Here is a 12,837-nt window from a genome sequence, read left to right as displayed (position 1 = left end):
CTTAATTATGGGCTGTGGTGGAACCGACAGCAGCTTTGCGCTTTAAACGGGGCCGCGCGATCGCAGCCCCACATCAATTACTGACTTTCTTTCTTCACCTGACTCAACGGTTTTACCCACGGATTTGCCGCACGGACTTCAGCCGGCAGTGATGCCACTGCACGCTTGGCATCGGCTGGCGTAGCGTAAGCACCGCTGACCAACACATACCAGGGCTGACCGTTACGCGTGGTTTTATACACGTGATAACCGCTCAGATTTTGTTTCTTCGCCCAGGCATTCAGGCTCTCTTCTTTCGACGCACCGCTCAACTGCAGCGTGTAACTACCGCCCGTTGGCAGTGACTTACTGGCACCGCTGCTGGCGCTCACCGGCGCATTATGCGCGGCAGTGGTATGCGTTTTATTCTCTTTTGCTCCGGCTGCCGGTTTCGACGTGGTCGGCGCTTTATGCGCGGTGTTGCTGTGCGTTTCACGTGAACCATTGCTGTTGGTACGCGCAGGTGTCTCAGAACGCATCGCCGGAGGCGTCATCGCTTTGCCGTTACCGCTTACGGTAGCAGGGGCGGTCGGCAATGAACTGTTGCCTTGTGCACCCTGTGCCGCGTTATCAACCTGGCCTTGCTGATTGCTCAGCGCACTGTTGAGATCACCCGGCAGCGTTACACGTTGCTGATTGGCGGGCGTATCGACAGGTGCAGCTTGCGTCGGCGTTGAAGACACTGCTGGCATTGAAATCGAGTTGGAATCGCCGCCTGCTGAAGAGGAGGATGTCGCCGGCGTCTGCGATGCGTCCGCTGAAGGTGTGGCGCTTTGCTGGCCACTCATGGACGTCGAGCCGGAAAGGTCGATGTTCTTTTCACCACCGGTTGCCGTTGGCGCCGCATTGCCATTGCTGGCCGTGTTTGCGGGTTTCTTATCATCCGGACCGGTCAATGCCGAACCAATACCCAGCACCACCAACAGCAGAACAAGGATGCCGATCCCCATCATCATATGCTGACGAGAAACAGGTACCTTCGCTTTCGGCGCAGAAGACGTTTTGCGTGGCCGCGTAGGACGGCGGTCACTGGCATCAGGTTTTAACTCGTCTTCCGGTTTGAACTCATCCATCTAGCCTCCTCCGTAAAACAGCACGCTTCCCACGCACCGCATCACCACTCACTGCTTTATCCGTGATACTTCAAGCTGAAACGACGTTGGCTGCATCCTATCATCCAGACATCTCACTGATGTCAGCGCCTGGAACGCATGCGATGGCCACCTTGCTGCAGCTCAACTTATTCCGGATATCTTCAGTATTTTATACAATCGTTAATCGCAGCCAGCACCATATCATGTGCCACACCTGCGCGCACTTCAGAGCGACCAATTGCGAGAGGCAGCACCAAACGCATTTCACCCGCCAGCACTTTTTTATCGCGCATCATGTGCGGAAGATACGCTTCTGCTTGCATGCTTGCCGGGCCGTGCACCGGTAAACCCGCTCGCAAAAATAGCGCAATAATGCGATCGGTATCCGTCGAAGTGAACTGACCCAGCCGTTCGGCGGTACGGGCAGCCATGACCATTCCCGCCGCAATCGCTTCACCGTGTAACCAGTTGCCATAGCCCATGTGCGCTTCAATCGCATGACCAAAAGTATGGCCCAGATTGAGCAGTGCGCGTTGACCGTTTTCACGCTCATCGGCGGCGACCACTTCAGCTTTGAGTTCACAGCAGCGACGGATGCAGTAGGCAAGGGCTTGCTGATCCAGTGCCAGCAGAGCATCAAGATTCTGCTCCAGCCACTGGAAGAATTCCCCGTCGAGGATAATGCCGTATTTGATTACTTCTGCCAGACCAGACGCCAATTCGCGCGCCGGCAGCGTAGCCAGGCAATCGGTATCGACCACCACTGAGGCGGGCTGGTAGAAGGCACCAATCATGTTTTTGCCCAGCGGATGGTTGACGGCTGTTTTACCGCCGACTGAAGAGTCGACCTGAGACAGCAGCGTTGTCGGTACCTGAATAAAGCGCACACCGCGTTGATAGCTCGCAGCGGCAAACCCAGTGAGATCACCAATCACACCGCCGCCGAGCGCAATTAACGTGGTATCACGTCCATGCGGTTTCTGCAGCAGCGCGGTGAAGACATCGTCCATCACAGCGAGCGTCTTGTACTTTTCACCATCAGGTAAAATCACCTGATCCACCTTCACGCCCGCCTGCGAAAGCAGTGCTGACAGCTTGTCGAGGTAGATCGGGGCAAGCGTCTCATTGGTCACCAGCATGGCGTTATCGCCTGCTTTTAGCGGCCAAAAAGAAGCCGGATCGTTAAACAGTCCGGCAGCGATGGTGATGGGGTAACTACGATCCCCGAGTGAGACAGTGATCTTCTCCATGATGACCGATACCTATTGCTGAGCCGTCAGGGCGCTGGATTAATTTTTTTCCAGCATGTTGATGATCTGATTGGCGACAACTTTTGCACTTTGATCGTCAGTGCGAATAGTGACGTCAGCGATCTCTTCATAAAGTGGATTACGTTCGCCAGCTAAAGCTTCCAGTACTTCGCGCGGTGGCTCTTCAACCTGCAACAACGGACGTTTTTTATCACGCTGTGTACGAGCAAGTTGCTTTTCGATAGTCGTTTCAAGATAAACGACCACGCCGCGGGCGGAGAGACGATTGCGGGTTTCACGGGATTTGACAGAACCACCACCGGTCGCCAGGACAATGCCTTGTTTCTCGGTGAGTTCATTAATGATCTTCTCTTCGCGATCGCGGAAACCGTCTTCGCCTTCCACATCAAATACCCAGCCTACATCCGCTCCGGTACGTCGCTCAATTTCCTGATCGGAATCGAAAAATTCCATATTGAGTTGCTGAGCTAACTGACGACCAATAGTGCTTTTGCCGGCACCCATCGGCCCAACCAGAAAGATATTGCGTTTCTCTGCCATTTTATCGGTATTACTAAGAATTCGTTGATGATACCCCGCGTTCAGCATAGTGCTGGCGGGACAGGAACTGAGACCTCATGAGCATTAACAAGAGTCAGACGGAAAATTATCTCAACACTCATGGCCGTTTGGCAACCGAATAAATTGCCCCCGGCGACCTTGTAACAGGACCGGTCTGTGGTTCGCGAGACGGTAACGCCCCTCCTGTTTTCCTTCACACTTCAAGCACCATGCGCGTTGGCTGTGTCTTTTCATCCCTGAAACTTACATAAATAAGCTTAGGAATGAACGCTTTCACCGCCGCGCTTTAACTCAATTTATTTAAGGAAAATATATTCTGACGCCAGTATCGCTTGTGACCGACGCCCATCGGAAGGTTATCCTGCCGCGTTCCGCTACACCGTTTTAAAAATCGCTAAACCTTGTAAGCTAATTCCTGCCCTGCGTCAACGCAGATGGCAAATCAGAGTGAATTTTCCGCTTTATCCGGCTGTAAGCGCTGCTTCCCTGACCAGTCTGGGGGTAATGAAGATCACCAACTCCTTCTTTTTATGTTCTTTGGTTTGCTGCCGAAACAGCGTTCCCAGTAAGGGCAGTTCAACCAACCAAGGCACCCGCTGTTCGGTCTGTATGCGCTGTTGCTGAAAAATCCCGCCCAGCGCCAACGTTTCTCCATCACGCAGCGTCACCTGCGTTTCAATTTCCTGCTTATCAATACTCAGCACGTTGCTTTCACCCACGTTCAGGCTGCGCCCCGGCATGTTCTGGCTTAAGCGCAGTTTTAACTGAATCCGTCCATTCCCCAGCACCATGGGCGTCACTTCCATCCCTAACACTGCCTCTTTAAATTCAATCGCCGTTGCACCACTGCTGCCCGACTTCACCTCGTAAGGAATTTCGGTTCCCTGTTTAATGGAAGCGGTTTGCTGGTGAGAGGTAAAAAGCCGCGGGCTGGCGATGATTTCGATTTGGTTCTCCTGTTCGAGCGCGCTGAGTTCCAGATTCAACAATCCCCCACTGACCTGCCCCAGCGTGACGCCCGCGCGCAATGCAGGACTATTCACGGCCAATGGGATCGCCAGTTGTGGATGGTGCAATGCCGTCGTCACACTTTGCGCAGGCGCGGTGTGCCAGTTCACCCCCAGCTCACGCAGATGTTCTTCATTGATAGTGATGATGTGGGCAGACAACTCGACCTGTTCGAGTGGCATATCCAGCGCGCGCAACCAGCGCGAGGCATCACGCAGCGCGGCGGCGGTGTCACGCAATAACAAGCTGTTGGTGCGGCTATCGACCGTGACACTGCCGCGTGGAGTGAGGAGTGAACGCTCCGCTTGCAGACTACGATAGACATCGCTGGCATTGGCGTAATGCAGCGTGACGGACTGCTGTTCGAGAGGAAGTTGCTGTTGCCGCTCCTCATGTTCTGTTTTCGCCTGTTGTGTCTGCATCTGTTGCCAGCTTTCGGGATAAACCAGCAGCACGCCCTCTTCCTGCACCACGGTGAGTTTTGCCAGCCGGGTCACCAGCGCCAGTGCGCGCTCCCATCCTACATTTTCCAGGCGCAGTGATAAGCGCCCTTCAACGCCAGGTGCAATCAGCAGGTTGGTTTGTTGATAATCTGCCAGCGCCTGCAAAATACGTTCAACGGGGGCATCATCAAACACCAGGCTTAAGCGTTCCTCATTTGCCTGCAAGGGCAGGCTCAAACTCAGGCACAGCAGTAGTGTCATCCATTTCATAATATCCTCCTTTTATAGACCAGGTGATTTGCTGCGGTGGGCAGCTTTGCGCGACATGCAAGGTCATGCTATTCGCGGTTAACGCTGCCACCTGCCAGCTTGAGCGCGGTAACCGAGCCGAAGGGCCAAGCCGATGGTTTTTTCCTTCTGGTGAGCGTAGCCAGGCAACATAGCGCGTGGGAGTACCGATAATGCCCTGCAACCGCCAGCCATCAGGTTCAGCTACCTGCATCCGACATTGCACCTCGGCCTGCGGCTGAAAGGGATCGCGTGCCAGCGTAAAGCCGCTCCACATTACTAACAGCCATGCACTATGGCGCATCTCCATCCTCCAGCCACAGCTGTGTGTTCAGCGAACCCTGCTCTTCTTTGAGTTCAAAGCGCTGCGGTACAGGCAGGCGAGTCAATGACAGCGCTGAAAACAGCGGGACAAATTGCGTCCAGCCGAGCCGCAGCTGTAACTGCTGTGGCTGATTATCCGGCAGCCAGCTTTCCAGTTGATCGCCACGCTCGGTGATCAAAGCTTCGAGCGTAACTTGCTCAGTGACGCCACTAATGGGTTGCTGTAAACGTGCGATTTCCTGTTCCAGCACGTTGATGGCAGGTCGTGCAGCCAATAGCTGCTGACGCTGCATCACCTGCTGTGACATCACCGCCTGCTGGCGTAATTGGGCAGCATGGACCTGTTGCTGCGGGCGTAGTAAAACCCACCACGCCAAAAGCATCAGCAGCAGAGACATGCCCAACAGGCAGGCAATGCGCCACATCAGGGCTAAAGCGAGCCAGCGCTGCAATGCATCATTCACCGATGTTCTCCTGCATCCGCGCGCGCAAGACAAATCGATAGTGCCCAGCGGTTTGGCGCTGCACGCTGGCCGGTTTTACCGTGGCAAACAGCGGCTGCCTCATCAATTGATGACGAAAATCCTGGATCGCCATCATGCTCTGCGCCTGCCCTTCGAACAGCAAGATGCCCTGGCGCCGCTCCACCCGTTTGAGCCAAAGCGTGTCCAGCATCAATATCGGCAAGCGCTGCCAGAACTGTTGCCAGCGCTGATGCTCATCCTTTTTACGCTGCCGTATCAGCTGCGCCTCTAATAGCTCATCGCGTTGCTGCAGCAGCAGTTGCTGTTGCGTCAACTGGCGTTGCAACGCTTCATGCTGTTGGCTGATATCCGCCAACGCCCTGTGCATCTGGCCCTGTGCCTGGCTTCCGCGCCACCATAACGACAGCACCATCATTAACGTCGCCAGCAGGACGCATCCCAGCAGGCAAAAACTTTGCTGGCGGCGGCGCTGCTGCAACCGCACGCGCCAGGGTAATAAATTGACGGCCAGCATCATGCATCCTCCGGGCGCAGTGCCAGACCGAGCGCGATAGCAAACTCACCTTCCTGTGCGGGCAGAGGCGGTTGCCGATAGTGCAGTAATGAAAGCGGTCGGCAGTGCGTCACGCTGGGTTCAGCCAGGCTGAAGGGCGAGGTGCAAAAGATGGACGATGCCTGAGGGAAGGTTTCACGCAGTTTCGCCAGCGTTAGAGGTTCAGTGGCCGCGCCTGAAGTGCCCGGCTCACCGGCTAACATCCATAGCCAGTGATCGCTAAGCGGATGGATTAAAAGTTGGTCACGATGCAGCGGCATGCGCATGGCGATTTGGGTCAACGCCAGGCTGCTCAGTTCAAAGACATCGGGTCGCAGGCCAGCCTCCTTTAGCGGCGCCAGCCACTGCGCAATCACTTCACGCCGTGCCGCCGTAATGCACAGTTGCGTTGCATTACGTGCCGAGCGGTAGTCAATCGACAGCGTGGCGGGTTCAACCGGAAACAGGCGTGGTGCCGAGGATGCCACATAACGGCTCATTGCCGGCTCACTGAGCGAGGTTTCTGGCAGCGGCAATGTTCGCTGCAACACCAGTTGCGGCGGCAAGCCAACTCGCAGTGAATAGCGTTTCGGCAGATGACGCTGCCAGCGCGTCAACATCTCCTGTAACAGTGGGGTCGTTTGCAACACGCCGTTGCGTAACGTATCGTGCGGCAGCGGTTGTTGCCACCAATGGCGTAACTGCCAGCCATGACGTCGGCGTTCAATGCCCAGGGCGCAGAGTTGCCCGTTTTGGATGTCCAATCCGATTTGCCAGCGCTGAAAAGCCATATGCGCGATCTCCTTATCTTTTAAGGTAAAAAAAGAGATACCCTAAATCATTCGAGTCGCGGCAAGGCGGAAAACCAGCGATGGCTCAGGCACTTACTGAAGTCAGCGTCTAAGGTAAGCTCGCGCAGCCGACACAGCTGCAGCTCGAAGTATGACGGGTATATCAAAGCGTCAGGCTTGCCTTTATACTACCGCGCGATTGTTTATAAACTGCCCAAACGACAACAGATGGGAATTCTCAGGTGAAGTTCGTAAAGTATTTATTGATTCTTACAGTGTGTTGCATTCTGCTGGGAGCAGGCACGGTTTATGGTTTGTACAAATACATAGAGCCGCAGCTGCCCGATGTGAACACGCTGAAAGACGTGCGTTTGCAAACCCCGATGCAGGTTTACAGCGCGGATGGCGAACTGATCGCCCAGTATGGTGAGAAGCGCCGCGTGCCGCTCACCCTGCAACAGATGCCGCCTGAGCTGATCAAAGCGTTCATTGCAACGGAAGACAGCCGCTTCTATGAGCACCACGGCGTCGATCCGGTGGGCATTTTCCGTGCCGCCAGCGTCGCGCTGGTGTCCGGTCATGCTTCCCAGGGTGCCAGTACCATCACGCAACAGCTGGCGCGTAACTTCTTCCTTAGCCCTGAACGCACGCTGATGCGTAAGATCAAGGAAGCGTTCCTGGCGATTCGCATCGAACAACTGCTGAGCAAGGATGAAATCCTCGAGCTCTACCTCAACAAAATCTATCTCGGTTACCGTGCCTATGGTGTCGGAGCGGCAGCACAGGTCTACTTCGGTAAGCCGGTTGATCAGCTCTCACTGAGTGAGATGGCGATGATTGCCGGTCTGCCGAAAGCACCGTCAACCTTTAACCCGCTGTACTCTCATGCGCGCGCGCTGGCGCGTCGTAATGTGGTACTGGCGCGTATGCTCGACCAGAATTACATCACGCAGCAGCAGTATGATGACGCGCGCAACACGCCGCTGGTCGCAACCTATCATGGTCCCGAAATTGCCTTCTCCGCACCTTATCTGAGCGAAATGGTGCGTCAGGAGATGGTGAAACGCTATGGTGACGCCGCTTACGATGATGGCTACAAGGTGTATACCACCGTCACACGTCATCTGCAGGAGGCCGCACAACAAGCTGTTCGCAATAACGTGATGGCGTATGACATGCGTCATGGTTATCGCGGCCCGACTAACGTGCTGTGGAAAGTGGGCGAAGCAAGCTGGGATAAGAGCCGCATTCAAAACGCGCTGAAAGATCTGCCCACCTACGGCCCACTGAATGCCGCCGTGGTGACCACTGCCACGGCCGATGAAGCCACCGCGATGATGAAAGACGGCAGCAGTGTCTCTCTGAGTATGGCGGGCGTTCGCTGGGCACGTCCTTACAAATCCGACACGCTACAAGGCCCTACGCCCCGCAGCGTGACGCAGGTACTGCAGGCTGGCCAGCAGATTTGGGTGCGTAAAGTCGATAACGACTGGTGGTTAGGTCAGGTGCCGCTGGTCAACTCGGCCCTCGTCTCGCTCAATCCAGAAGACGGTGCGGTACGCGCGCTGGTCGGTGGTTTTGACTTCAACCAGAGTATGTTTAACCGCGCGACACAGGCACTGCGTCAGGTCGGTTCAAACATCAAACCGTTCTTGTATACCGCCGCGATGGACCGTGGACTGACGCTGGCTTCCATACTGAACGATGTGCCCATTTCACGTTGGGATGCGGGTGCCGGAGCGGACTGGCGCCCCAAAAACTCACCGCCGACCTATGCGGGACCTATCCGCTTGCGTCAGGGCCTGGGTGAGTCGAAAAACGTGGTGATGGTACGTGCGATGCGTGCAATGGGTGTGGATTACGCCGCAGAGTATCTGCAGCGCTTCGGCTTCCCTGCACAAAACATCATCCATACTGAATCGCTGGCATTAGGTGCGGCTTCGTTTACCCCAATGCAGGTGGTGCGCGGTTATGCCGTGATGGCTAACGGCGGCTTCCTTGTCGATCCTTACTTCATTACCAAAATTGAGAATGAACAAGGCGGCGTGGTGTTCGAAGAGAAACCGAAGATTGCCTGCCCACAGTGCAATCTGCCGGTGATCTACGGTGATACCAAAAAATCGCTGGCGCTGAGCGAAGAGAGCGTGGAAAACGTCGCGACCTCCGATCAATCGCAAAATCAGGCGGTGCCACAGCCGGAGCTGGAGCAAGTGCCTGCCCAGCCGCAACCCGCAGGTGATCAGCAATATGCTCCGCATGTGATCAATACACCGCTGTCGTTCCTGATCAAAAGCGCACTGAACTCCAACGTGTTCGGTGAGCCCGGCTGGATGGGAACAGGCTGGCGCGCGGGTCGTGACCTGAAGCGTAACGATATCGGCGGAAAAACCGGTACCACTAACAGCTCGAAGGATGCATGGTTCTCTGGTTACGGCCCTGGTGTCGTGACCTCAGTGTGGATTGGTTTCGATGATTCACGCGCGCTGGGCCGCTCGACCATGTCAGGTGCGATTCCTGACCAGATTTCTGGCTACGAAGGCGGTGCGAAGAGTGCTCAGCCAGCCTGGGATGATTACATGAAATCTGCGCTGGATGGCGTGCCGGTACAGCCGCTGACACCGCCAGATGGCGTTGTCACTGTGACGATCGATCGCGGTACGGGCAAGCTGGCCAACGGTGGCGGCAATACCCGTCAGGAGTACTTCATCAATGGCACTCAGCCAACGGAGTATTCAGTGCATGATGTGGGCACCACACTCATGGACAACGGCCAAAGCCACGAACTGTTCTGATAAAAAAAGCCGGCGTATTCGCCGGCTTTTTTATTGCGTATTTGTCGTATTCAGTAGGTCAATCGACCCTGCTTCACCAGCCACTCACGCACCAGGAACAGCGCACTGACATTCCGGGCTTCACGGAAATCTGGCTCTTCCAGCAACGCCAGCAGGTTATTGAGCGGCCAGCGGTGAACAATCAGCGGTTCAGGTTCATCCCCTTCCAGCTTCTCTTCATACAGCCCTTCTGCCACCACAATGTTCATTTTGCTGGAGAAGTAAGAGGGTGCCATCGTGAGTTTACCCAGCGCTTCGAGTTTTCGGGCACCAAAGCCGGCTTCTTCTTTTAACTCACGGTCTGCGGCTTCAAACACGCTTTCGCCTGGGTCGATTAACCCCTTAGGAAAACCCAACTCATAGCTTTCCAGCCCTACGGCATATTCCTGAATCAGGATCACATCATCACCCAGAATCGGCACAATCATCACCGCTTCCCGGTTGGAAGGTTTCATACGCTCATAGACACGGCGTGCACCGTTACTGAAAGCGAGATCAACCGCTTCAATAGTAAACAAGCGGGAGCGGGCCACCGCTTCCACGTTGAGGATGTCAGGTTTTTTCATTGGAGTTTTCATATCAGCCTCAAACTTAGCACAGCCTTGTGAATCGCGATGACGCCAGCATACCGAAGCCCGCAGCAATGTGCGACACGCAGCGCAGGGAAAGCATCGTGACACACATTTGCTTACGCCTGCTAACAACTTATTGTTATCTATACACTTAAATTTTCACAATAAGTCAATGGGGTTTTGTTAAATTCAGAAAATACCGATATTTAATTGAGAGTCCTGTGGTTAACATCCCATTAAGGAATAATCTAATAAATTATAATTCAATGATTTTGTGCGTTATTTTATCTGAGTTTTTTCTTGTAAGAATGACTTCTGCTCGCCAAAATTGACTGGTAATAATGGTTCCACCGGGAGCACATCGTAAACGTGAAGGCAGTTTTTTGGCTGGATTGAGCAAAGCATGAGCACTTTTATCATCATTCTGGCTGTCATGCTGGCCTGCTCTCTGATAGCAGGAATAGGTTATTGGTACGCTATGCGGCATCGTCCGCCGTTGGCGAAACCGCTGCCGTTTATTAGTCCCCCCTGCCGCAAACTCACTGATGAAGAACGTCTCGCCGTTGAAGCGTACATTGCGTCCCTGGCGAAACAGCAAAAACAAAAACAGAGTACTGCCCGCTCCTCAAAGAAGTCGCGTGAGACCGAATCCCTGACGCTCACGGCGCAGAGCAACAATGTTTATCCCGTCACGCGTTCCATCACTCGCTATGGCCTCTCAACGGATGATGCGCATCAATGGCGCTACTACCTCGATGAAGTGGAAGTGCATCTGCCACCGCTGTGGGAGCAGTACATTGCGGAAGAGAATTATGTTGAGCTGATCCGCACTCAAACGCTGCCACTGGTGATCTCACTCAACGGTCACTCGTTAGTGAATTATGCCCTAGAACAACCCGCCTTGCCGCCGCTGGTGCGTTCAATGTCGAGCAACGCCTCTATTCGTAAAGAGGAGAGCGAAAATGTCGAGCTGCTGCAGGTGCGTAAAGAATCGCCGGAAGAGTACCGCCTATCGCGGCCAGATGGCACGCGCGAGGCCATTGTTATCTGCTTTGCCTTCCTGCTGTTCTTCCTCAGCCTGGTGCTGCCCGGAAGCCTGATGGTGTGGATTGCCCTGCCAGCCTGCGCAATGATCGCGGTTAGCTTGTGGTTCCTTTACCGCTTCCCGGGTGAAAAAGGGCTGCGCGATGTGCACTGCTTGCGCGGAGCACCGAAACGCTGGGGCCTGTTTGGTGAATCCAATCAGGAGCAGAGCAATATCTCGCTGGGCATTATCGATTTAATTTATCCCGCCCACTGGCAACCCTATGTGGCGCACGATTTGGGCCAGGTGACGGATGTCGACATCTATCTGAATCGGCAAGTGGTGCGCCAGGGGCGTTTCCTCTCCCTGCACGATGAGGTTCGCAATTTCCCGGTTCAGCGCTGGCGCAAAAATCTGGTGCTGGCATGTGGTTCTCTGGTGGTCCTGGTGATGCTGTTTACCTGGATTCCGCTCAGTATGCCGATCAAGCTCAGCCTCGCCTGGGTAAAAGGCACCGAAAGCATTGAAGTGAATAGCGTGGATAAACTTAACGCCCTGCCGCTGCACATCGGTGACAACCTGAAGGTGAGTGGAACCGGCATGTGTTCCGTACCGGGCAACTATCAAAGTAATCGCAGCTATGCGTATATGCCGTTCGACTGCTCAGCCATTTACTGGAATAACGCAGCACCTCTGCCGCAGCCGCAGTCAGATATCATCGATAAAGCTGCCGCTCTGCTTGATACCACCACACGTCAGCTGCATCCGGAAACCAACACCGATCCGAAACTCAATCCACAGCTTGCCTCCGCGATTCAGAAATCGGGCATGATTCTGCTGGATGATTTCTCTGATTTAGTGCTGAAAACACAGGATCTGTGCAGCCAGCAGCAAGATTGCGTCCGGCTGAAAAATGCCCTGGTGAATCTGGGCAATGCTAAGGATTGGGATTCACTGATCCACCGCGCTGATTCCGGCAAGCTTAACGGCATGAACGTGTTGTTACGCCCGGTCAGTGCGGAAGCGCTGGAGAACCTGGTGAATACCGCGACCTCGACCTTCTTCTCGCGTGAAACCCGTCGTGCAGCAGAAAATCTGAATAGCCCACCACCGGGCGGCTTCCTGATAATGAGTGATGAGGGCCGTCAGATGGTGAACCAGCCACAGCCTTCCGTGTCGCTGTTTGATCTTGATGCGCCGTCGCAATGGCGCGAATTGCAACGCATGTCCGGTATGCTGTTGCACACGCCGTTTGCTGCCAACGGCATTATTACCAGCATCACCACTGACGCTAACGGCACACGCCACATTGCGTTGCACAATGAACCGGATGCGATGGCGCAATGGCGATACCTCGGTACCGCATTATTGATGCTGGTGCTGATCCTCTGCGGCGTCACCAATGGGCTGCTGGCCCTGCGACGTGTGCATCGTAATCGTCTGCGCATGGTGGAAATTCAGCAGTATTACGACAAGTGCTTCAATCACAATCTGAGCACTATGCAGAGCGTGCGCTCACTGTTCTGAGCCCTTCCCTTCTGTGCTACCCTGTCGCCCTATTTTTTAGGGCGAGA

The 12,837-nt window shown here is 54.6% G+C and carries 11 protein-coding genes; 2 read left to right on the top strand and 9 right to left on the bottom strand.

What is annotated here, in order from left to right:
* Nucleotides 1-77: 77 nt before the first annotated feature.
* From ACCW76_RS14370 to pilM, 8 genes are all read right to left on the bottom strand, one after another.
* Nucleotides 78-1,112, bottom strand: a complete 1,035-nt coding sequence (locus ACCW76_RS14370) for an SPOR domain-containing protein (protein ID WP_045833785.1) — start codon at nt 1,110-1,112, stop codon at nt 78-80.
* 182 nt (nt 1,113-1,294) lie between these two features.
* Nucleotides 1,295-2,383: a 3-dehydroquinate synthase gene (gene aroB / locus ACCW76_RS14365; RefSeq protein WP_038644284.1), complete on the bottom strand. Its 1,089-nt coding sequence runs from the start codon at nt 2,381-2,383 to the stop codon at nt 1,295-1,297.
* 39 nt (nt 2,384-2,422) lie between these two features.
* Nucleotides 2,423-2,944, bottom strand: a complete 522-nt coding sequence (aroK, locus tag ACCW76_RS14360) for a shikimate kinase AroK (RefSeq protein ID WP_034820046.1) — start codon at nt 2,942-2,944, stop codon at nt 2,423-2,425.
* A gap of 482 nt (nt 2,945-3,426) precedes the next feature.
* Nucleotides 3,427-4,686, bottom strand: a complete 1,260-nt coding sequence (gene hofQ, locus ACCW76_RS14355) for a DNA uptake porin HofQ (protein WP_436338900.1) — start codon at nt 4,684-4,686, stop codon at nt 3,427-3,429.
* A complete protein-coding gene (locus ACCW76_RS14350; protein WP_436338898.1) occupies nt 4,628-5,008 on the bottom strand; it encodes a HofP DNA utilization family protein in 381 nt (126 codons plus the stop codon). Before ACCW76_RS14350 ends, hofQ begins: the two co-directional genes overlap by 59 nt.
* Complete coding sequence (locus tag ACCW76_RS14345) at nt 4,998-5,492, bottom strand: hypothetical protein (protein ID WP_436338896.1); 495 nt, start codon at nt 5,490-5,492, stop codon at nt 4,998-5,000. The genes ACCW76_RS14350 and ACCW76_RS14345 overlap by 11 nt, the downstream gene beginning before the upstream one ends.
* Nucleotides 5,485-6,030: a PilN domain-containing protein gene (locus ACCW76_RS14340; protein ID WP_436338895.1), complete on the bottom strand. Its 546-nt coding sequence runs from the start codon at nt 6,028-6,030 to the stop codon at nt 5,485-5,487. The genes ACCW76_RS14345 and ACCW76_RS14340 overlap by 8 nt, the downstream gene beginning before the upstream one ends.
* Nucleotides 6,027-6,836, bottom strand: coding sequence for a pilus assembly protein PilM (gene pilM, locus ACCW76_RS14335; RefSeq protein ID WP_436338894.1), 810 nt, complete (start codon nt 6,834-6,836; stop codon nt 6,027-6,029). The genes ACCW76_RS14340 and pilM overlap by 4 nt, the downstream gene beginning before the upstream one ends.
* A 242-nt stretch (nt 6,837-7,078) precedes the next feature.
* Here pilM and mrcA point away from each other — a divergent pair, with 242 nt between their 5' ends.
* Entirely contained in the window at nt 7,079-9,628 is a 2,550-nt protein-coding gene (mrcA, locus tag ACCW76_RS14330) for a peptidoglycan glycosyltransferase/peptidoglycan DD-transpeptidase MrcA (RefSeq protein WP_045833781.1), read from the top strand.
* A gap of 50 nt (nt 9,629-9,678) precedes the next feature.
* Here the strand turns inward: mrcA and nudE are convergent, their stop codons facing one another.
* Nucleotides 9,679-10,245 carry an ADP compounds hydrolase NudE gene (gene nudE / locus ACCW76_RS14325; RefSeq protein WP_038644276.1) on the bottom strand — a complete coding sequence of 189 codons (567 nt, stop codon included), beginning with the start codon at nt 10,243-10,245 and terminating at the stop codon, nt 9,679-9,681.
* Between the two features lie 397 nt (nt 10,246-10,642).
* On the opposite strand from nudE, the gene ACCW76_RS14320 reads away from it, so the two are divergent.
* The gene (locus ACCW76_RS14320; protein ID WP_436338892.1) at nt 10,643-12,790 is read left to right on the top strand and encodes an intracellular growth attenuator family protein; all 2,148 of its coding nucleotides are present in this window, start codon (nt 10,643-10,645) and stop codon (nt 12,788-12,790) included.
* Nucleotides 12,791-12,837 lie beyond the last annotated feature (47 nt).

This window comes from Pantoea sp. C8B4, assembly GCF_051336905.1.
Taxonomy (GTDB): domain Bacteria; phylum Pseudomonadota; class Gammaproteobacteria; order Enterobacterales; family Enterobacteriaceae; genus Pantoea; species Pantoea rwandensis_B.
The sequence above is the reverse complement of the archived record's forward strand: the minus strand, read 5'-3'. Positions and strand labels throughout refer to the sequence as shown.